Genomic DNA, 22,426 nt, shown 5'->3' with positions numbered 1-22,426 from the left:
CCGGAATCACGTTCCGGCCCCGCATAATTGGAACCTCGGCGGCCAGCCCATCATGGGATCGCCTGGGGTAAACGATAATTGGTTTGCGACAGAAGTGACTGGTGTTGCTGAAGCGTTACGCAACACTTACCCGTCCGAGACTAGGACACGGCTTCCTTGCAAGCAGGATTCAGGTATTGACCAGATTTCCTCGCCAGATTCTCAAGGCCGCCACATCGGTAGGTCGCCGTTGAACCCGACGAACATAGGCCACCTTGTACCCGCATCCTGAGTCAGGACTCAGCGGCGAAGCGGTAGAGCCGGCTAGATCGGCAGCAGGCCGTGCTTGCGCTGCACCTTGGGGAAGTTCTGCTTGTCCCGCAGCAGACGCAGCGACTTACGCAGCAACAACCGGGTCTCGTGCGGCTGGATCACGGCGTCGATGTAGCCGCGCTCGGCGGCAGTCCACGGGATCGCCATGTTCTCGTTGTAGCCGGCGATGAAGTCGGCCTTGATCTTCTGCACCTCGGGGGCGGTCGGATCCGGGAAGCGCTTCACCAGCAGCTGGGCCGCCCCGTCGGCGCCGATCACCGCGATCCGGGCCGTCGGCCAGGCAAAGTTCAGATCCGCGGACAACTGCTTGGAGCCCATCACCGCGTAGCCACCGCCGTAGGCCTTGCGAATGATCACCGTCACCTTCGGCACGTCGGCCTCGACGATGGCGTTGAAGAACCTGCCGCCGCGCTTGATGATCCCGTTCTTCTCTTCCGATACCCCGGGCATGGCGCCAGGGGTATCGACCACGAAAACCAGTGGCAGGTTGTAGGAGTCGCAGAATCGGATGAAGCTGGCCGCCTTGTCGGAGGCCTCGGTGTCCACCGCCCCGGACATGAACATCGGCTGGTTGGCGATCACCCCGACCGGATGCCCGTCGACCCGGGCGAAGGCGGTGATCATCGCCTGCCCGCGCTGTTCAGCGATCTCGAAGACGTCACCGTCGTCGAAGATCCGCAGCAGGATCTCGTGCATGTCGTAGGCAACGTTGTCGGCGTCCGGAACGATCGAGTCCAGCTCCAGGTCGTGCGGGGTGATCTCCGGCTCGAGACCTGGGTTGACGATCGGCGCGTCGTCGAAGTGGTTGGACGGCAAGAACGACAGGTAGTCGCGCACATACTGGAACGCCGCCGCCTCGTCGTCGACCACCTTGTGGATGTTGCCGCGCTGAGCCTGCACATCGGCGCCGCCGAGTTCGTCGAAGCTCACATCCTCGCCGGTGACGTCCTTGATCACGTCGGGTCCGGTGATGAACATGTAGCCCTGATCACGAACCGCCACCAACAGGTCGGTCTGGATCGGCGAATACACCGCTCCCCCAGCACATTTACCCAAAATGATCGAGATCTCCGGCACCAGGCCGCGCAGCATCTCGTGGCGCCGGCCCAGCTCGGCGTACCACGCCAGCGACGTCACGGCGTCCTGGATCCGCGCGCCGGCGGAGTCGTTGATGCCGATGATCGGGCAGCCGACCATGGCCACCCACTCCATGAGCTTGGCCACCTTGCGGCCGAACATCTCCCCGACCGAGCCCTGGAACACGGTTTGGTCGTGGCTGAACACCCCGACGGGCCGGCCGTTGATCCGGCCGTGGCCGGTGACCACGCCGTCGCCGTACAGCGCGTTCGGATCACCGGGGGTCTTGCACAGCGCACCGATCTCCAGAAAGCTGCCCGGGTCCAGCAGTGCATAAATGCGGTCGCGGGCACTGGGAATGCCCTTCTTCGCGCGTTTGGCGACGGCCGCCTCACCGCCGGGTTCGGATGCCAACTCCAGCTTTTCGCGGAGCTCGGCCAACAGTTCAGCGGTGGTCTTGTTACTCACTGCTCTCCCTGGATCCGGTTGATGGCCTCACTCATGTGGGCGCCCACCTTGGCAATGTACGGCTCGTCGATCACCTGAACGTGCTCGCCCCCGATCGGCACGATCTCCAAATCGGAGATGTATTCGCCCCAGCCGCCGTCGGGCTTGCGGGTCGCGTAGGCGGGCTCGAACACGATGGCGTCATCGTGGTAGCGGTCGGCCATGTACAGCGTGACGTGCCCGTCGTAGGGCTGGATCTCGATGGTGTCCAAGGCCCGGTTGTCCAGGTACGACGTGCGCTGATGCTCGATGATGCCGCCGGGGATCTGCACCCCGCTCTGGGCGACCACGTCGAGCACGAAACGAACCTGGCCCTCGTCGTCGAGCTTCTCCAGCTCCTCGTAGGGAATCTCGGGAACCTCCACGTTGAAGGTGCGCTCGGCAAACCGTGCATAGCGGTCCCAGCGGGCCCGCATGCCTTCCTTGCTCTGGTCGATCGGCTCACCGGGCAGCACCAGGTCGAGCAGCCCGACGTAACGCACATCGGCGCCCGCTTGCTTCAGCCCGATCGCACATGCGTAAGCCAGCGCCCCGCCCAGCGACCACCCGGCAAGCAGGAACGGCCCGTCGTGCAGCTCCAGCAGCTTGGGCACGTACTCGGCGGCGCGCTCCTCGATGGACCCCTCTACCCGCTCGATCCCATACACCGGGAGGTCAGCGGGCAACCGCTTCATCAGCGGCTCGTAGACCACGGTCGAACCACCGGCGGGGTGAAACACGAACAGCGGAGCCTTGTTCGAGCCTTCGGGCTTGGCGCGCAGGGTGCGGACGAAACCGTCCACCACGCCGTCCTCCAGCTGGTCGCGGACGATGGTCGCCAGGGCTTCGATGGTGGTCGCCGACTTCACGTCGTCGCCCGAGATGATGCCCTCGGCACGCTCGGACAACCGCTCGGCCATCTTGGCCACCGTGTCGTCATCGAGGGCCGGCAGTTCGTTAAAGATGCCACCCGGCGATTTCCCGGTGACGATCGCCCAGGTGGCGAAGGTGACCCGCTCGGCGGCGTCACGCGGTGGTACGTCGGCGCCCAGCGCCTCGGTCACCGCCTCCTGGGTAAGCACCTTGGCGGCCGCCGCGGTCTTGGTGCTGACCCCGCTCGCATTGGCGCCCGGACCGGAAGGATCGGTGGGGGGCGGCGGAACCCCGGGCCCGGCCGGGATGGTCGGCGGGGGCGGGAATTCCGCCGCCTTGGCCGCGGCCAGGATAGCGGCCTGCTCGGCGGCGATCTCCTCAGCCGTCTGGGTCTGCTGATGGGAGTGCAGCGCCTCGACCTCGTCGCGGTGCTCGACCGCGTAGCGGATCATCTCCTCGACGTTGTACAGGTTTGCGTCGCGGACCGCGGTCAGCTGGATCGGCGGCAGGTCGAAGTCGTATTCGACCCGGTTCTTGATCCGTACGGCCATCAGCGAATCCAGGCCCAGCTCGATCAGCGGCACCTCCCACGGCAGGTCCTCGGGCTCGTAGCCCATCGCACCGCCGACGATCGCGCCCAACCGATCCGAAATGGTCTCGCCGGATTCCGGTGACCACTTGGCGAAACCGGCGGCCAGGCCGGCTCCTGCGGTGAGGTTGTCGTGCAGGATCGCTGCGTCGTCCGTCGGCTCCCCCGATGACTCGACCGCCGCAACGGAAGCCGTGGCGGACTCGGTCACTGCGGTGCCCGCGCCGACGGCGACCGGCAACACCCCGGTTGCGCCGCCACGCGACACCAACGCGTCGTAGACCAGCGTGAACGACTCGCCGATCCGCGAGTGCACCTGCACGGCCGCGCCGCCGGGGTGCCGGGTCAGCGTGGTCACCAGCCGAGCACCCTCACCCGGCACCGCCCGCTGTTCGGAGGCCACCAGGGTCGAATCCGGAATCACAGTTGCGGCAGCGGCTTTCACCAGGGCCGCCAAGTCCGTCTCGCCGCGACCGGCGTACTCGAAGACGTGCCGGCCGTCCGGGGTCGCGACGTGCGAGCCAGGCATGACACCGGTGGCGTCGCCGGAGAACCGGGCGTCGAGCCAGTGCGGCTTGCGCTTGAAGCGCGTCGGCGGGATGTTGGCGAACTCCGCCGGGCTGACCGGTCCTTCGACGTCACGCGGGAACAGCGTGCGGAAGTCGAGGTCGTGGCCGTAGACGTAGAGCTGGGCCATCGCCATGGTCAAGGCGTCGACGTCGTCGGTCTTGCGGGCCAACGTTGCGATCAATTGGGCATCGTGCAGCCCAGCGCTGGCCGTCGTCAATCCCACCTGCATGAGCGCTACCGGGTTGGGTGCCAGCTCCAAGAAAGTGGTGTAGCCGTTGTCGACGGCGTTGCGGACACCGTGGGTGAAGTAGACGCTGTGCCGCATCCCCTTCTTCCAGTAGTCCACGTCGTGGATCGGCTCGCCGCCGGGTTTGACGTAGCTGCCCTCATGCACGGTCGAGAAGATGCCGATGTTCGGGGTGTGCGGCTCGATGCCCTGCAGCTCCGCGGAGAACTCGCCGAGCAGCGGGTCCATCTGCGAGGTGTGGCCGGCGCCCTTGGTCTGCAGCTTGCGGGCGAAGCGGCCCTCGGATTCGGCGCGGGCGACGATCGCGTCGATCTGCTCGGGGGGCCCGCCGATCACGGTCTGGCTGGGCGCGGCGTAGACGCACACCTCCAGGCCCGGGAAGTCGGCGAAGACGGTCTTGAGTTCCTCGGCGGAGTACTCCACCAGCGCCATGAACCGGATGTACTCGCCGAACAGCATCGCTTCGCCCTCGCCCATCAGGTGTGCGCGCGAGGCGATCACCCGGGCGGCGTCGGCCAGTGACAGTCCGCCGGAGAAGTAGGCCGACGCCGGCTCGCCCAGCGACTGGCCGATGACGGCGGTGGGCCGCGCCCCGTGATGCTTGAGCACCTCACCCAGCGCGATCTGGATGGCGAAGATGACGACGTTAGAGGTCTCGATCCCGTAGTCCTGCGAGTCGTCGAGGATCAGCTCCAGCACCGAGTAGCCGCGCTCGTCCTGAATCAGGGCGTCGACGCGTTCGATCCATTCGGCGAAGATCGGGTCGCGCAGGTAGAGGCTCTTGCCCATCTTGCGGTGCTGGGCACCGAAGCCGGCCATCACCCAGACCGGGCCGTTGGTGACCGGGCCGTCGACGGAGTAGACGTTCGGCTTCTGTTTGCCCTCGGCGACGGCGCGCAGGCCGGCGATCGCCTCGTCGTGGTCGTGGGCCAGCACCACGGCGCGCGAGCGGCCGTGGTTGCGCCGCGACAGCGCCCGGCCGATGGAGGTCAGCGGGGTGGCTCGGCCTTCTTCGCTGTCGATCCAGTCGGCCAGCTCGGCCGCGGCGGCCTTCTTCCGGGAGGTCAGAAATGCCGAGATCGCCAGGGGGATCAGCGGTTGCACGGGTTCTTGCGCCGCCAGCTCGGCCAGCGCCTCGTCCCGCAACCGCAATGCCTCATCGGTCAGGCCGGGAAGTTCATACTCGGGCTCGGAGGCGGAGCCCGCGGGCGCGATGAACTCGCCGTACTCGTCGAAGCGCGGTGCCTCGTAGTCGATGATCTCGGGCTCGGAGGTTTCGGCAAGCGGGGCAGCCTCTTCGGTCTCCGGCTCCTTGGAGATCACATCGCGCGGCAGCACCTCGCGCACCACCAGGTGCGCGTTCGCGCCGCCGAATCCGAAACCGGACACCCCGGCCACCGCGTAGCCGCCGTAGCGCGGCCAGTCGGTGGCGGTGTCGGCAACCTTCAAGTGGGTGCCGGCAAAGTCGATGTAGGGGTTGGGGCCGGCGTAGTTGATCGACGGCGGGATCTTGTCGTGCTGCATGGCGAGCACGATCTTGGCCAGGCTCGCCGCACCGGCGGCCGACTCCAGGTGTCCGACATTGGATTTCACCGCGCCCAGCAGCGCGGGTTTGTCCGCGGCGCGGCCCCGGCCGACCACCCGGCCCAGCGCCTCGGCCTCGATCGGGTCACCCAGGATGGTGCCGGTGCCGTGCGCCTCGATGTAGTCGACGGTGCGCGGGTCGATACCGGCGTTCTTGTAGGCCTTGCGCAGCACCGCGGCCTGGGCGTCCGGGTTGGGCGCGAGCAGGCCGCGGTGCTGCGCAAGGCCTACAAGAACGCAGCACCAGCACGCCGCCGCCCTCGGCACGGGAGAAGCCGTCGGCGTCGGACGAGAACGACTTGATCCGGCCATCGGGTGAGAGCACCCCGCCGACCTCGTCGAAACCGACCGTCACCAGCGGGGTGACCAATGCGTTGACGCCGCCGACCACTGCCACGTCGGCCTCGCCGTTGCGCAGCGCCTGCACACCGGCGTGCGCGGCGACCAGTGACGACGAGCAGGCGGTGTCGACGGTGACCGACGGACCGCGGAAGTCGTAGAAGTAGCTCACCCGGTTGGCGATGATCGAGCTGGAGTTGCCGGTGATGGCATACGGGTGAGTGATGCTCGGGTCGGACAGTGCCAGGTTCTGATAGTCACCGTTCGTCGAGCCCATGTAGACCGCGACCGCTTCGCCGCGCAGGCTCGAGGCCGGGATCCGGGCGTGCTCCAGTGCCTCCCAGGTCAGCTCGAGCGCCATCCGCTGCTGCGGGTCGACGTTGTCGGCTTCCATCTTCGACAGCGCGAAGAATTCCGCGTCGAAGCCCTTGATGTCGGACAGGTAGCCACCGCGGGTGCGGGCCTTTTTGACCCGCTCGGCCACCCGAGGCTCCTCCATAAATTCCGACCAGCGGCCCTCGGGCAGGTCGGTGATCGCGTCGAACCCCGCGAGCAGCTTCTCCCAGGTCTCCCCGGGGGTGTTCATGTCGCCCGGGAAGCGGGTGGCCAGGCCGACCACCGCGATGTCGGCCACATCGGCGTCGCGCGACCAGTCCTCGCTGTCGGAATCGTCTTCCAGCACCGGCTCGCCCTCGACGATCACCGTGGCCAGCGCCTCGATTGTGGGGTGCCGGAAGGCCACCGTCGCCGACAGCGTCACCCCGGTGAAGTCTTCGATGTCCGACGCCATCGCCACCGCGTCCCGCGACGACAGGCCCAGTTCGATCAGCGGAGCGGTCTCGTTGATCTTCTCCGGCGACTGGGAGGTGGCATTGGCCACCCAGTTGCGCAGCCAGGCCCGCATGTCGGCGACGGTCAGGTCGGTGCGGCTGGTGCCGCGCAGGGTTGCGTCGTCGCCGTCGCCGGTCATCTGCGGAGCCTCGCTCATCTGGGGTTAGACCTCGTCGGGGTAGGCGTTCGGGCCGGTGGTGCCGCCGCGCAGGCTGCCGTCCAGGTAGGCGGACCGGCAGGCGCGGCGACCGATCTTGCCGCTGGACGTCCGCGGGACGGTGCCCGCCGACACCAGCAGCACGTCACGCACGGTCACGCCGTGGCGCACCGCGATCGCCGCCCGGATGTCGTCGGCGATCGGCTGGTATTCCAGCTTGTGGGCGCCCGGGGCGCGCTCGGCGACGATCACCAGCTGCTCGGATGAGTCCTCCGGGTCGTACTTCAGCCCGGAGTGCGGGTTGTCGAAGGCCGACTGGGGCAGCTGGTTGGCCGGCACCGAGAACGCCGCCACGTAGCCGGCACGCAGCGCCCGGCTGGCCTCCTGCGCCGAGTACTCCAGGTCCTGCGGGTAGTGGTTGCGGCCGTCCACGATCACCAGATCCTTGACGCGGCCGGTGATGTAGAGGTCGTCGTTGTAGTAGGCGCCGTAGTCGCCGGTGCGCACCCAGAAGCCGTTCTCGTCGGCGCCCTCGGCACGCGAGGGGGTGGCACGCGACTTGAGCACGTTCTGGAACGTGTCGGCGGTCTCCTTCTCCCGGTTCCAGTAGCCGACGCCCATGTTGTTGCCCTGCAGCCAGATCTCACCGATCTGGCCGTCGGGCAGCTCGGCGCCGGTCTCGTAGTCGACGATCACCGCCCACTGGTCCACGGCCACCCGGCCGGCGGAGGCCTGACTGACCGCGTTGGGCGCATCCGGCGCCACCTCGATGAACCGGCCGCCGTTGTTGAGCTCCTCGCGGTCGACGTAGACCACCCGCGGCCCCTCGTCGGGCGGGGTGGTCGACACGAACAAGGTGGCTTCGGCCAGCCCGTAGGACGGCTTGATGGCCTCCTCGCGGAATCCGTACGGGCCAAACGCCTCGTTGAACTTGCGCACTGACGCCGCCGACACCGGCTCGCTGCCGTTGAGGATCGCCCGGACGTTGCTCAGGTCCAGCGGCGGGTCACCTTCCTTGGGCAGGCCGCGGGCCGCAGCGTGCTCGAAGGCGAAGTTCGGGGCCACCGAGAAGCACTCCCCGGTCTCGCCCTCCTTGCGGGACATCTCTTTGATCCACCGGTAGGGCCGGCGGACGAACGCCGCGGGGGTCATGAAGGTGAACTGCTGGCCCATCACGCACGACAGCAGAATGGTGACCAGACCCATGTCGTGGAAGAACGGCAGCCAGGTGACACCGCGGTCGCCCTCACGGCCCTTCAATGCGTCCAGCAGCTGCACGACGTTGGTGGGCAGGTTCAGGTGGGTGATCTTCACACCGGTCGGGGTGCGGGTGGAGCCGGAGGTGTATTGCAGGTAGGCGACCGCGTTGCGGTCGGCTTCGGGCATCACCCAGGTCGATCCGACCTCGGCGGGCACCGCGTCGACCGCGATGACCCGCGGGCGGGCGTTGGCCGGGCGGCTGCGGAAGAACTTCCGGACACCCTCGGCCGAGTCGGTGGTGGTCAGCACCGCCGACGGGGTGCAGTCGTCGAGCACCGCGTGCAGCCGGCCCACGTGGCCCGGCTCGCCCGGGTCGAACAGCGGCACCGCGATGCGGCCGGAGTACATGATCCCGAAGAACGACACCAGGTAGTCCAGGTTCTGCGGGCACAGGATCGCGACCCGGTCGCCGGGCTCGGTGACCTGTTGCAGCCGGGCGCCGACGGCGCGGTTGCGGGCACCGAAGTCCGCCCAGGAGATGTCGCGGGCCAGACCGTCACGCTCGGTGGAGTAATCCAGGAACCGGTACGCCAACTTTTCGCCACGCAGCGCAGCCCAGCGCTCGACGGTCTTCACCAGGTTGGCGTTGTCCGGGAACCGGATCTTGCCGTCCTTGATGAAGGGGTTGTGGTACGCGGCCTGTGTTGCCGGGGCCATGCAAATCTCCTGTCGCGAACATCTTCATCAGCTGCCGGGCGCGTCTGGTCACGCTGGTGCGTTACATCACGCGGGCGCGGGACCTCACAGATGGTAATGGGTTTCCGCCACCCGGCGACGCACTGCTGCCCTGCGGCCACGAGCCGCCGTTCTTAAATTGCTCTTAATGTTAGAGGCCGGTGCGTTCCATGCCAAATCAAACGGTACCGCGTGTGACGCCCGCCTCCGGATCACGAGACGGTCCCAGTTTCAGCGGTGCGGCGGACGGGGCGCGTTGTCGACGAGGTCACGTGCCCAGTTCAACGTCCACTGGGTGGCGGACAGCCCGTTCTGGTCCCAGACCTCGGTGGTGCCGTACAGCGCGTGCACCGGCTGGGCCGCGCCACCGGCCAGCGTCTCCAGGGTGGCGGGCAGTCTCCCGATGCTGAATGCCTCTCGCGGGGCGGCGCAGATGAGGTCCCCGCGCGCGCAGATCTCATTGGTGCGCTTGTCCAGGTCGCCGAAGCCACCCTCGCGAGCGCCGGTCATGGTCAGCCCCATCCCGGACAGAATCGGCAGCTCATGCAAGGTCACTTCGGCACCCTGGCCCGGCGGGCTGGGCGGCACATCTATACCAACCCCGTCCTGGCGGCGGCCGTCGGCGATCAGCGTCACGCCCAGCACCAGGTCCTCATCGACCGGGCCGCGGCCATTGCCGATGTCGCTGGCCACGTCACCGGCGATCACCGCGCCCTGGGAGAAGCCGATCAACACATAGCTGGTCAGCGGGCACCGCTCGTTCATCTCGGTCATCGCCTTGACGGTGGCGCGCTTGCCCTCGGCGCGGCTGTCGTCGTAGCTCATCTGCTTGTCGGCCGAAAGCGGATTGTGGAACTGCGCGGTGTAGGCGACCGTGTACGTCTGCACCCGAGCCGCGTCGAACTGTTCGGCGATCGGGCGGGTGACCGTGAGCAGCAGCGCGATCGGGAACTGGGTGGGGTTGAGCGGATCGTCGGTCGGCGACGTCTCCCAGGTGCCCGGCACCGACACCAGCTGGACGTCTGGGCAGCTGGCGTCCTGATAGGCCGGGCGGGGCTTCTTGGTCCGCGTCGGCACCGAGCTAGTCGACGGGACGCCCGCTCCCGGCTGCTCCGCGATCGGCGGTGAGGCCGGGCGCCGAATCCAGATCACCACCGCGACGATCACCAGCGCCACCACCAAGGCCATTGAGCCGGCAGCGACCCAGGCCAGGACGCGTCGGCGGTTGGCGGGCGACTTGCGCGGAGATTTCGCGGATTTCCGCGGGGTTCTCGATGTCTTCTTCTTGGCCATATCGCCTTTCACGGTACAGATCCGCGGCTATGACCACCGAACGCCATTGACTCTGCGTCCAGGGCGGCACCTACTTTTCCGCCGTGGACGCAGAGTCAACGCAAAAAAACTAGCGGATCGCTCGGCCTAAGCGCGATCCCGCTTCGCCCGGCTGACGCCGCGCTAGGACTCTGCTGAATTAGTGGCCTGAGGGGCGAGGTGCCTCGTGGCGCTGATTTGAAGTCAGGCCCTGGGGCCGACGGGCGAGGTCATTCCGGCGTGGTGATCGTGACACTGGGCGGGGTTGAGGGCAACAGCCTTGCGCCGCTGGATCAGGCCAGCGTCCAGGCGGTGCCGGTATGGGTCAGGCCCATGGTGATCAGTCGGCGCAGGTTCAGCCCTGCGACGCGGTGATGCAGCCAAGCGTCGTTCTTGGCGATTCCGCGGTAGGGCACTCGCCGGTTCCCGCGGGTGAGCCAGGCGATGGTGCGTTCGACCATCGGCCTATGCCGGCGATAGGTGGCCTGAAAGTCACTATCGGCGGCGCGTTTACGGTGTTCACGCTGGAGCAGATCGTGCTTGTGCAGCTCGATGGTGCGGCCCTTCTTGGCGGTGGTGCATCGCGCCCGCAGCGGGCATTGCGCACATGCGATCCCGAAAACGGCCTTGCGGCTCTTGGTGATTCGCTTGGCTACCCCTGCCGGGCAGGTCAACGTCCCGGCAACTGGATCGTGGGTGAAGTCGTCGATGGTGAAACCGCCCTCGACTGCGGGCTTGACCGGCCAGGGTTTGACCAGCGGCGTCCACTGCTTGTGATCCAGCGTGTGCAGCATGTCACCGGTGGCGTAGGCGGAATCACCCAGTACCTCGACGTCTTGACCCGTGGCGATGGTCGGGTCAGCGGTCACCAACTGCGCGCCCACGTTCGCATCGGAGTTATCCGGACCGTTCGTTTTCGTCAACCGCACGGTCGTGGTCAGACCGGTGTCGGGCTCGACCACGACATGGGCCTTGAACCCCTCCTGGCGGCGGTGCTGAGTCTTGTGCGCATGGCGGGTATCGGGGTCGACGGTCGAGATCATCCGATCCGGCGCGGTGCGCCGCGCGATCCGCCACCGCCCGTCGGTCCCGTCAGAACCCTCGGCGGGCTCAACGTCCTGGCCTGCGACCAAGGCAAGCAACGCGACCGCTTCGGCGGGCTTACCGCCCTGCTCCGCGATCGTCTCGACATCGAGGGCCCCCAACAGCGCCAAAGCGTCGTTGACCAGTGCGGTGACCAATTCCTCCCGCGCGGCGTGGTCATCCCAGGCGATCCGCGGCTTGCCCGTCGCGGTGTAGTCCTGCCCGGTCAACGCCGCAAGCCGTGTGCACTGCGCGGTAACCACCGCGTTGCCACCGGGCACGTCGCGGCCGACCCGACGGATCACCGCGATCAACTGAGTCACGGTGTCCTGGCGGGCGACCGCGTCATCGAGGATCGTCGAATCCAGTGCCCTCCGCGCCCGGCCAGCCAACACCCCGGTCTGGGTGATGACCTCACGAACCGCATCGAAAATCCGTTGCGGCCTATCGCTGGCCGCCAGCCGGCGCCGCCAATAGGTCAGCGTCGTCGGGTGAAACCCAGCAGCGTCGATCGCGAACCCACACGCCGCCTTCCACCGCAGGTCGAACATCACCGCCTCGGCAGCCTCACGATCCGAGAGCCCATGCAAGGTCTGCAACACGATCACCGAGGCGACCACCTCAGGCGGGACGGACGGCCGTCCACGACCCGACGGGAACAGATCAGAGAACATCTCCGCCGGGAACAACCGGGTCCGATGTTCGGCCAAGAACGCAAACACCGTCCCAGCCGGGAGCAGATGCCCCACTACCGATTCCACATCCAACAGATCTCGCTGACGATCAGCCTCACCCTGCACCCACCAAGAATCCCAGGCACCACCAACCACACCACGAAGCCACGCGGGATTATTCAGCAGAGTCCTAGCGGATCGCGCCGACGATATCGCCGGCCATGGCGCCCAGCTGCGACGACCACGATCCCCAGCCATTGTCACCGGCGGAGAAGTCGAAGTGCCCGTTCTTGCCGCGCACCTGGCGGTACTGCTGGTTGAAGTACCGACCGCTGCCGGCCGCCTGCGACGGGTCGCCGATCATCGCGGCCGGGTTGGAGGCGCCGCCCAGCGGGGCGTAGACCCAGACCCGGGTGTTGTTCTGCGCGAGCAGGGTCGCGTGCACCGTGGGGTCGTGCCACTTCCACCGGCCGAGCTGGGGCGCACCCCACATGCCGTAGGGGTCCACCCCGCCGAAGTTCTGCAGCCCCGCGGCGATGACGCCGCCCTCGGTGGTGTTGGCCGGCCCTAAGAAGCCCGACATCGAGCCGGCGAAGCCGAACCGGTCAGGGTGGAAGGTGGCCAGCGCCAATGCGCCGTAGCCGCCCTGGGACGCGCCGACCACGGCGTGACCGCCCGGCGCCAGGCCCCGGTTGGCCGCCAGCCAGTCCGGCAGCTCACTGGACAGGAAAGTGTCCCACTGCTTGCTGCCGTCCTGCTCCCAGTTGGTGTACATGCTGTAGGCACCGCCGGCCGGGGCGACGACCGAGACACCCTTACCGGCCAGGGTGTTCATCGCGTTGCCCGCGGTCACCCAGTTGCTCACCTCGGGGTGGGCGTCGAACGCGTCGAGCAGGTACACCGCGTGCGGTCCCTGGTTGAGGAACGCCACCGGGATGTCGCGGCCCATCGACGGCGACGGGACCATCAGGTTCTCGAACTGTGCGGCGTGCGCGGTGGAGCCGACGATCGTGCCCCCACCCCACAATCCCAGCATCAGCACGGCCACGCATAGCGCCCGCAGCAACTTCGACAGTCCGCTCATATCCACCTCGCTCGTCGGCACAGATTCTCAGATGGTTCCACCCGCTGGTCGCGCGCCCTGACCCCGGGAGGTAGTCAATCACACGGCACTTGCGGGCAGGGCAGGAAACGGCCGACGGCGACGACCCCTTCAGGTCGCCGCCGTCGGCGGTACATCTTTAGCGCTGCGGACTACTCGCCCGAGCTGCTGCTGCTCGCGCCGCCGCCCGGCGTAGCGCCCAGGTGGCTCTGCAGGTCCGGCTTCATGGCCTGCAGCTGCTGGCCCCAGTACTCCCAGCTGTGGGTGCCGTAGTCCGGGAAGTTGAAGATCGCGTTGTTGCCGCCGGCCGCGGTGTAGAGCTCCTGGAACTTCTTGTTCGCACCGATCATGAAGTTCTGCTCCAGGAAGACGGCCGGGATGTTGTCGCCGCCCAGCTGGTTGGCGTGGCCGTTGCCGCAGAAGACCCACAGGCGGGTGTTGTTGGCCACCAGCTTGTCGACGTTGACCGTCGGGTCGTTGCGCAGCCATGCCGGGTCGTTGTCGTCGCCCCACATGTCGTTCTTCTTGTAGCCGCCGGCGTCACCCATCGACAGGCCGATCCAGCCCTTACCGGTGGACGGGTTCAGGTAACCCGACAGCGAGCCGGCGTAGCTGAACTGGTTGGGGTGGTAGATCGCCAGCGTCATGGCCGACGAACCGGCCATCGACAGGCCGACCGCCGCGTTGCGGCTCTGGCTCACGCCGTACTCCGAGGCCAGGTAGGCCGGCAGCTCGCTGGTGAGGAAGGTCTCCCACTTGTAGGTCTGGCAGCCGACCTTGCCGCAAGCCGGCTTGTACCAGTCGCTGTAGAAGCTGGACTGGCCGCCGACCGGCATGATCACCGAGATGCCCGAGTTCAGGTACCACTCGAACGCCGGGGTGTTGATGTCCCAGCCGTTGAAGTCGTCCTGGGCCCGCATACCGTCGAGCAGGTACAGGCCCGGGGAGTCCGAACCACCGCTCTGGAACTGGACCTTGATGTCACGGCCCATACCCGCCGAGGGCACCTGCAGGTACTCGACCGGCAGACCGGGCCGGGAGAACGCGCTCGCCTCCGGGGTACCGCCGACGACACCGACCAGTCCCGCCAGCAGGGCCGCGCCTCCGGCGACGACCATCAACCTGTCAAGCAGCTTCATCCTTGGCATCCTCATTCATTCGTTGCCGTACTTTGCTCATAGCGTGGTCCGACTCGGACCCGATCTGTGCGTACCAACGCAACAGTGCCGGTGTAGTCAACCACAAAATGCCCGCCATCGACCGCCCCGGGCTCCATCCAAGGGCCCGCCACCCGACCGGGGACCGAATTTTGTGACAGTAGGCGTGCTGCGCTCACGTGGGCATTCCAGCCGGTGAGACCCGACAAGGCGGGTAGCTGCCAGATCCGGGGAATGACGTCCGTCACAATTTTTGAGTCAGCCCGGCACCAGACGGTCAGGGGAGCTCCGGCGGCATGCCGGTGTAGGTCGGTCGGGTCGGTTCGGGCACCGCCAGTCCGCAGCGGATCAATTCGTCGCGCGGGACCCGCTCGATGCGGTAGCGGGTGAAACCCGGCGAGTGCAGCACGTTGGACAGGAACCGGCGCGGGCCCATCGGCGCACGCACCGAGCCCAGCACCGCCGCGGTGTCGGGGCAGCGCAGGGCCGCCTCTGCCTGAGCGATCCAGTCCTGGTCCAGGTAGCCCGGGATCAACGGGTACCACTTGACCCACGGGCCGTCAGCCACGATCCAATCCCGGAACAGGTCCTTGTCGTGACCGATCCGGCCGTGCTCCAGCCTTCCGGTGTGCGCCGCGATCGGATTGATCAGCCCGATCTGGTCCAGCACCCGAACGTCCAGACCGGTGTTCATGCCCAACATCCCCATGTTGGTGAAGAAGACGGTGTGGGGACCGCTCCCGCCCGGGTCGGGATCGGTCGGAACACCGATCCCCGGGGGCACCGGCAGGATGACGGGCACCACGTCCCACTGGTCATAGTTCCCCGACGGCAGCAGCAACGCCCCGTCGGGGGTGGCGGCGATCGTGGTCAACACCGCGCGCATCCGCGGATAGCCGAGGTAGTCCGCGGCGGTCAGCGGATGGGCGTTGCCGGTCGCCTGGGAGTAGAACCGGCGCTCGTCGACGATCCCGGAGTAGGTGACGCGGGTGCCGTCATCGCCCATTCCCGGCGAGTTGGCCGCCCACAGCGCCCAACCGGCGACCGCCAGCCACAGCAGGCCGACGGCACCGCTGAGCGGGTAGCCGGCTTCCCGGCGGTAGCGCGCGCCGTCGGGCAGCAACACCGGAATGACCGCCACCGGGGCCAGCATGCAGAACAGCGGCGCCAGCAGCACCCGCCCGTGCATGAAGTCGCCGCCCTGACGCACCCAGTAGACCGCCTGCAGCAGTCCGCTGAACACGAAGAACCAGACCACCGCACCCGGGCTCTGCACCAGTCGGGCCCACGGGCCGACGCCGGGTGGCACCGGACGGCGGGGCCGGTAGCGGACGGCGGCGCCCACCCACAGTGCGGCGCCGAGCGCCACCAGCAGTACCGCGGGCACCCATAGCGCGTAGGGGGCGTTGAAGTTGGCCAGGTAAATCATGCCCTGCGACCACTTGTCGCCGGCCGCGTCTTTGGCCAGCGCGGTCCCCGGAACCAGTAGGGCGTAGTAGCCCATCCGGAAGATCTGATACGCCACCGGCAGGGCGCCGCCGGCGATCAGGATCAGCGCGCGGGGCCGCCACTCCCGTGCCGTGATCAACAGCATGATCAGCGCGCCACCGCCGATCAGCGCCAACTCGGGGCGGACCAGCACACTGCAGCCGGCCACGAAAGCCAGGCTTGCGGTGAAAAGGGCTCCGCGAGCACGGGATCGGGGCATCCGCAGCGCCTGTGACCAGCAGACCAGCATCCACCACAACAGACCCAGGTAGGCCAGCACCAAGCCGGCCTCCAGACCGGAGGTGGCGAAGTCTCGCGCCGGCGGCAGTGCGACGTAGACCAGTGCCCCGGCCGGCAACAGCAGCGCGCGGCGACCCTGCAGGCTCGGCGCGTAGAGCCGGGCGGCGCCCAGCATCAGCATCGCCACCCCGGCCAGGCTCAGCACCAGCGCGAAGACCAGCGCCACGTATTCGATGCGCACCGGCCCACCGAGCCAGCTGCCGAGATACATCAGGTACGTCCAGGCCGTGGAGGTATTGGCCTCCACGCGCTCCCCGACGTTGAACACCGGGCCGTTGCCGGCCAGCAGGTTGCGCACGGTGCGCAGCACGATCAGGCCGTCGTCGGAGATCCAGCGCCGCCGCCAGGCCCCGATGCCGAACATCAGCAGCACCACCGCCACCCCGGCCCACGAGCTCAGCCGCACCGTGGGGCTGTAGGAGACCGCGGGCCAGCCCAGCGGCCGGACCCGGGGGTCCGGCGCCCGTCCGCCCGCGGCCCCCCGGGCCGAGCTAGCCGAAGGCGACGGCAGCACCGATGGTTCCGATCCAGGCCAGCGCCATCAGCTGCAGTACTCGGTCGCGCCGCAAGATGTCCTCGGGTTCGCCGGCCATCCCGCCGTCGACGTCGACCGCGTAGCGCAGGATCCCGACGACGATCGGGATGATCGACACCGCGTACCAGGACCCCGAGCCGCTGTCGCGCTCGAAGGCGTACAGGCTGTAGCAGACCAGCATCGCGGTGGCCGACGCCGTCCATACGAAACGCAGATAGGTGCCGGTGTAGCTCTCCAGCGATTTACGGATCTTGGCGCCGGTCTGCTCGGCGAGCTGCAGTTCGGCGTAGCGCTTGCCGGCCACCATGAACAGCGACCCGAACGCCATCACCAGTAGGAACCATTGCGACAGATAGATACCCGTGGCTGCACCGCCTGCGATGGCGCGCAGCAGGTACTGCGCGGCCACGATGCAGATATCGACCACCGGTTGGTGCTTGAGGCCGAAGCAGTAGGCCATCTGGATCGCCAAGTAGATGGCCATCACCAGGGCCAGGTTGGGTGTGAGCCACCAAGCGATGCCCAGCGACGCCGCCGCCAGCACCGCCGCCAGCACGTAGGCAAACCTCGCCGGCACCACCCCCGCAGCGATCGGCCGGAACCGTTTGGTCGGGTGAGCCCGGTCGGCTTCGACGTCCTGGGCGTCGTTGACCAGGTAGCCCGCCGAGGCTGCCAACGAGAACACCACGAAGGCGATCAGCGCCTTACGGCCGACATCGGCGTAGTCGAAGTGCACGTCGCCGCCGAGCGCGGCCAGCGGCGCGGCCAGCACCAGCACCTGCTTCACCCACTGGCGGGGCCGCATCGCCTTGATCACCCCGGAGAACAGGTTCGACGGCGGGCCGATCTCCGGCACTCGATCTTCAGTTTCTGCGCTCATCCCGAGTCTCCAGAGTTGTCCAGGCGGATCGCGGTTGCGGCGACCGCGGCTCCAATCAGCGCGCCGGCGGCAACATCACTGGGATAGTGCACCCCGAGCACCAGGCGAGACAGCGCCATCGGCGGTACCAGCGCCGCGGGCAGGGCTCCACACCGCAGCCCGGCCGCACGACCCAGCAGGATGGCCGCCGCCGCGGTCGAGGTGGCGTGCGCCGAGGGGAAGCTCAAAGCACTCGGCGTGCCGACGTTGACCGCGATCGCCGGGTGGTCCGGGCGTTTGCGGCGCACGATGCGCTTGATGACGACCGCGGCGGCGTGCGCGGCCAGTGTTCCGGCGCCGGCCAGCAGCCAGCTGCGGCGCCGCTGCGGCTGGAGCAGCGCGCCGAGCGCCGACACCGCCAGCCAGCCCAGGCTGTGTTCACCGAAGTGCGACATCGCTCGGGCCACCGGCAGCACTCCGGGCCGGCCCGCCAGGGCCGACTGCACGGCGACGAGCACGGCGTCCTCGCCGTGCGGAGGTACCGCGTCGGGGTCCCGGGCGAGTTGGGTCATGACGACGTGGCACCGTCGGGAAGCAGCACCGTCTCCCACTGCTGCTTGCTCGCCAGCGTGGGCAACGCCCGGCGGTAGGTCCGGCGCAGAGCGTCGAACCGGCGCGCCAGCTGGTACTGGCGGCGCAGTGATTCGCGCAGCAGCGAAAGCATCTTTTCTCGGTCACGTTGGCGGTAGACCACACCGCGCCCGTCGGCGGTGGTGACGGTGACACCGTCCTGGGTGCACAGCAGGAACCAGCGGGCGTCCTGGGTGGGCACGTTGAGCTGCGGGCGCCGATGGTGCTCCGACTCGGTGGCCTTGAGGTTGTGCAGGATGCCGCGAGCCAGCCGATAGCCGATGGACAGCGGCTGCACCGGGGGCCGCATCGGCTTGCGACGCTGCGAGGGGGCGGGCAGCTCACTGGCCGCCGGTAGCACCACCGCATCGGGATAGGTCTTGCGCAGCGCGTGGATGTCCGGCAGGGCCGACTCCAGGATCGAGAAGATGTGCTCGGGGCCGGCCATGAAGTCGTCCAGCGCCTTGTTCTGCACGGCGACCGTCGAGTACTCCAGGCAGGCAAGGTGTTTCAGGGTGGCCTTGAGGTGGCTGCGGATCAGCCCGGAGATGTTGCCGTCCCAGTGCAGGGCCGCCACCATCAACCGGTTGCGCAGGTGGAAATAGGCCTGCCAGTCGATCGCGTCATCCTTGTCGCTCCAGGCCATGTGCCAGATCGCCGCCCCGGGCAGGGTGACGGTCGGATAGCCGTGCTCGCCGGCGCGGATCCCATACTCGGCGTCGTCCCACTTGATGAACGACGGGATGGGCTGGCCGATCTCCTCGGCCACGGCGCGCGGGATCATGCACATCCACCAGCCGTTGAAGTCAACGTCGATACGCCGGTGCAGGTCCGGGGACTCGGCCAGCGAGTCGGTGGCGAAGTTGTGGTCGTACTCGGTGTGCGGGGCGTTGGTCCACATGAAGACGCCCGCGTCGACGACCTCACCCATGATGTGCAGGTGCGAGGGCTCCTGCAGGTTGAGCATGTGCCCCCCGATCAGGGTGGGCGTCTTGGCGAACCGGTTCAGGGCCAGCGCCCGCAGAACCGAGTCCGGCTCGATGCGGATGTCGTCGTCCATGAACAGGATCTGTTCGCAGCCGGTGTTCTTCAGCGCTTCGTACATGACCCGGCTGTAGCCACCGGACCCGCCGAGGTTGGGCTGGTCGTGCATCGAGAGCCGGTCTCCCAGCGCGGCGGCGGCCGCGGCGAAGCCGGGATGGTCGCGAACCTTGCGGGTGCCCTGGTCGGGCACGATGACCGCACTGATCACCTCGTCGACGTCCGGGTCGGAGGTCAGCGCGAGCAGCGCGTTGACGCAGTCGTCGGGCCGATTGAAGGTCGGGATGCCGACGGCGATGTCGGCCCGGCTGGGGGCCTCGATCGGGGCGTACCAGCCGCCGCGGTCCAGCGTGACCGCGGTGTCGGTGGTGATGTCGAACCAGATCCAGCCACCGTCCTCGAACGGCTGCAGGCCAACCTCGAATTCCACCACCGTCGGGGTGTCACTGTTTTCGACAGACCCGAAAGGCTTGCCGTCCACCGCGATACGCGCACCGGTCGCCTTGGAGCGATAGACGTCAACTCGCCCCGCCCCGGTCAGCTCCAGCTGCAACACCACCGATTCGACGATCGACCAGCGCCGCCAGTAGGACGCCGGGAAGGCGTTGAAGTACGTGGCGAATGAGACTTCGGACTCCTCGCCGATCTCCAGGCTGGTGCGGGTGAGCGGGTGCGCCCGTCGACTGTTGGTCTCGGATTCCTCGATGTAGAGCTTGCGCACATCCAGCGGCTCGCCTTGGCGAGGCAGGATGATCCGCGAAAGCCGGCTCACCGCGCGCGAACTGTCGGTCATGCCTTACTGCTCTCCCCCAGCGGCACCCCGTCGGACAGGTGCGGCGCCAGGATGTTGTCGTACATGTTCAAGGCACTGGCGATCGCCATGTGCATGTCCAGGTATTGGTAGGTGCCCAGCCGCCCGCCGAAGAGCACCTTGGCCGAGTCCATCTCGGCCTTGGCGCGCGCCCGGTAGGACGTCAGCACCGCCCGGTCCGCCTCGGTGTTGATCGGGTAGTAGGGCTCGTCGGCGTCGTCGGCGAAACGCGAATACTCCCGCATGATCACCGTCTTGTCGGCCGGGTAGTCCCGTTCCGGGTGGAAGTGCCGGAACTCGTGGATGCGGGTGAACGGCACGTCGCCGTCGTTGTAGTTCATTACCGGCGTGCCCTGGAAATCTCCGGTGTTCAGCACTTCGAGCTCGAAGTCCAGGGTGCGCCAGCCGAGCTTGCCTTCGGCGTAGTCGAAGTAGCGGTCCAGCGGTCCGGTATAGATCACCGGCGCGTCGGGGCTGGCCGCCCGGAGTTCCTCGCGCACGTCGAACCAGTCGGTGTCGAGCCGGACCTCGATGCGCTCGTCGGCCGCCATGTTCTCCAGCCACGCGGTGTAGCCGTCGACCGGCAGGCCCTCGTAGGTGTCGTTGAAGTAGCGGTTGTCGAAGGTGTAGCGCACCGGCAGCCGGGTGATGTTGGCCGCCGGGAGTTCCTTGGGGTCGGTCTGCCACTGCTTGGCGGTGTAGTCCTTGACAAACGCCTCGTACAGCGGGCGGCCGATCAGGCTGATCGCCTTCTCTTCGAGGTTCTGCGCGTCGGCGGTATCAATCTCGGCGGCCTGCTCGGCGATCAGCGCCCGGGCTTCGTCGGGGGTGAAATAGCGGCCGAAGAACTGCGACACCAGGCCCAGGCCCATCGGGAACTGGTAGGCCTGACCGTCGTGCATGGCGAACACCCGGTGCTGGTACCCGGTGAAGTCGGTGAACTGACGCACGTAGTCCCAGACCCTCTTATTAGAGGTATGGAACAGGTGCGCACCATATTTGTGGACCTCGATGCCGGTCCGCGGCTCCGCTTCGGAGTAGGCGTTGCCGCCGATGTGCGGGCGCTTCTCGACGACGAGAACGCGCTTGCCGAGCTGCGTAGCTACGCGCTCGGCGATGGTCAGGCCGAAGAATCCGGAACCCACGACAAAGAGGTCAAAACGAGCGGTCATCGGCGCCAAGGGTAGCCGACCAGCGCCCGCCTGCATCGTCGGCGCCCCGCCGCTCCCGCTTGCACCTTGACTATCACCCGCCGATTCGCAGCAGCTCGGCCATCTGGGCGCGTCGAGGCCGCCGCCGGACGCCGGAGAAGGGTTGATCGCAGTTCCCTCACGATTCGATCTCGTCACTCCTTTCACACAAGTCACACGCGTACCGTCGGTCACGTAGGACAGATGTAAGTGCAGTAAGCGCCACGACGGCTCCGAAAAAGTGCGGGGCCCTACGGCAAAACATATTGAGGAGACTTCCGTGCCGAACCGACGTCGACGCAGGCTCTCGACAACCATGAGCGCAGTCGCCGCCCTGGCGGTCGCGAGTCCGTTCGCAGTTGTCGCAGTATCCGAGCTGACCGCCCACAACAGCGCCCCTCAGCACCACGACTTCGTCGCGGCGTCGTCCGTGGCCGACCTGCCCAGTGAGCTGATCACCGCCCTGACCCAGGGCTTGTCCCAGTTCGGGGTGAACCTCCCGCCGGTGCCGGGCTTCGGCGGCGGAGGCGCCTCGACCGGGATGCTCCCGGGGGCTTCGACCGGGATGTACCCCGGCCTGACCTCGCCGGGCCTGGGCACACCGGGCCTCACCGACCCGTCCCTGGGGACCACGCCGGGCCTCACCTCGCCCGGACTGGGCACACCGGGGCTCACCGACCCGTCCCTGGGGACCACGCCGTCGCTGTCGACGCCGCCGCTGGGCACGCCCGGAGTGTCCACCACATCCGGCCTGACCACGCCCGGCCTGACGACACCCGGCCTGACCACGCCGCCGCTGACCGATTCCTCGCTGACCAGCCCGGGATTGACCAGCCCGCTGACCAGCCCCGGCTTGACCAGCCCGGGTTTGACCAGCCCCGGCTTGACCAGCCCGGACACCGGCCTGCTCGGGTCCGACGGTCTGCCGCTCACCTCACCGGTGGGCCTGGACCCCGGCCTGGACGGCACCTACCCGATCCTCGGCGACCCGTCCCTGGGCATGCCGGAGGAGAAGGGCGGTCTGGTCAGCGACCTGATGAGCGCGGCCAACCAGCTGGGCGCCGGACAGGCCATCGACCTGCTCAAGGGTGTGGTGATCCCGTCCATCGCACAGGCTGCGCAGGGCGCCGGACCGGCGGTTGCCGCCCCGGCCCCGGCACTGCCGTAGCAAGACACAACAGCGGAGCTGTTCCGCCCAACGGCACCGCAGAGTCGGCCCGCACCGGCGGGCACCGGAAGACTCTG

The 22,426-nt window shown here is 67.8% G+C and carries 12 protein-coding genes and 1 pseudogene; 1 reads left to right on the top strand and 12 read right to left on the bottom strand.

What is annotated here, in order from left to right:
• Positions 1-303: 303 nt before the first annotated feature.
• From BN4346_RS46415 to glf, 12 genes and pseudogenes are all read right to left on the bottom strand, one after another.
• A complete protein-coding gene (locus tag BN4346_RS46415; protein ID WP_067977021.1) occupies positions 304-1,857 on the bottom strand; it encodes an acyl-CoA carboxylase subunit beta in 1,554 nt (517 codons plus the stop codon).
• Positions 1,854-7,065, bottom strand: a pseudogene (gene pks13 / locus BN4346_RS46410) (polyketide synthase Pks13). Before pks13 ends, BN4346_RS46415 begins: the two are co-directional and overlap by 4 nt.
• Before the next feature lie 6 nt (positions 7,066-7,071).
• Positions 7,072-8,982 (bottom strand): long-chain-fatty-acid--AMP ligase FadD32, encoded by a 1,911-nt coding sequence (gene fadD32, locus BN4346_RS46405; RefSeq protein WP_067977020.1) that lies wholly within the window; start codon positions 8,980-8,982, stop codon positions 7,072-7,074.
• Positions 8,983-9,231: 249 nt separating this feature from the next.
• Positions 9,232-10,293: a carboxylesterase Culp6 gene (gene culp6, locus BN4346_RS46400; protein WP_067977043.1), complete on the bottom strand. Its 1,062-nt coding sequence runs from the start codon at positions 10,291-10,293 to the stop codon at positions 9,232-9,234.
• 311 nt (positions 10,294-10,604) lie between these two features.
• On the bottom strand, positions 10,605-12,194 hold the full coding sequence (locus BN4346_RS46395) for an IS1182 family transposase (RefSeq protein WP_067977019.1): 1,590 nt from the start codon (positions 12,192-12,194) through the stop codon (positions 10,605-10,607).
• A gap of 64 nt (positions 12,195-12,258) precedes the next feature.
• Positions 12,259-13,152 (bottom strand): alpha/beta hydrolase-fold protein, encoded by an 894-nt coding sequence (locus BN4346_RS46390; RefSeq protein WP_078058887.1) that lies wholly within the window; start codon positions 13,150-13,152, stop codon positions 12,259-12,261.
• Between the two features lie 170 nt (positions 13,153-13,322).
• Positions 13,323-14,318: an esterase family protein gene (locus BN4346_RS46385; RefSeq protein WP_067977017.1), complete on the bottom strand. Its 996-nt coding sequence runs from the start codon at positions 14,316-14,318 to the stop codon at positions 13,323-13,325.
• 286 nt (positions 14,319-14,604) lie between these two features.
• Positions 14,605-16,629, bottom strand: coding sequence for a flagellar motor control protein ZomB (gene zomB / locus BN4346_RS46380; protein ID WP_067977016.1), 2,025 nt, complete (start codon positions 16,627-16,629; stop codon positions 14,605-14,607).
• The gene (locus BN4346_RS46375; RefSeq protein ID WP_067977015.1) at positions 16,607-17,530 is read right to left on the bottom strand and encodes a decaprenyl-phosphate phosphoribosyltransferase; all 924 of its coding nucleotides are present in this window, start codon (positions 17,528-17,530) and stop codon (positions 16,607-16,609) included. Before BN4346_RS46375 ends, zomB begins: the two co-directional genes overlap by 23 nt.
• Positions 17,527-18,081 (bottom strand): phosphatase PAP2 family protein, encoded by a 555-nt coding sequence (locus BN4346_RS46370; RefSeq protein WP_067977014.1) that lies wholly within the window; start codon positions 18,079-18,081, stop codon positions 17,527-17,529. Before BN4346_RS46370 ends, BN4346_RS46375 begins: the two co-directional genes overlap by 4 nt.
• Complete coding sequence (locus tag BN4346_RS46365; RefSeq protein WP_067977013.1) at positions 18,078-19,973, bottom strand: glycosyltransferase; 1,896 nt, start codon at positions 19,971-19,973, stop codon at positions 18,078-18,080. Before BN4346_RS46365 ends, BN4346_RS46370 begins: the two co-directional genes overlap by 4 nt.
• Positions 19,970-21,172 (bottom strand): UDP-galactopyranose mutase, encoded by a 1,203-nt coding sequence (glf, locus tag BN4346_RS46360; RefSeq protein ID WP_208863325.1) that lies wholly within the window; start codon positions 21,170-21,172, stop codon positions 19,970-19,972. The genes BN4346_RS46365 and glf overlap by 4 nt, the downstream gene beginning before the upstream one ends.
• 289 nt (positions 21,173-21,461) lie before the next feature.
• Between glf and BN4346_RS46355 the strand changes: the two genes are divergently transcribed.
• Complete coding sequence (locus BN4346_RS46355) at positions 21,462-22,349, top strand: hypothetical protein (RefSeq protein WP_067977011.1); 888 nt, start codon at positions 21,462-21,464, stop codon at positions 22,347-22,349.
• Positions 22,350-22,426 lie beyond the last annotated feature (77 nt).

Source organism: Mycolicibacter icosiumassiliensis (genome assembly GCF_900078685.2).
Classification (GTDB): Bacteria; Actinomycetota; Actinomycetes; order Mycobacteriales; family Mycobacteriaceae; genus Mycobacterium; species Mycobacterium icosiumassiliensis.
The sequence above is the reverse complement of the archived record's forward strand: the minus strand, read 5'-3'. Positions and strand labels throughout refer to the sequence as shown.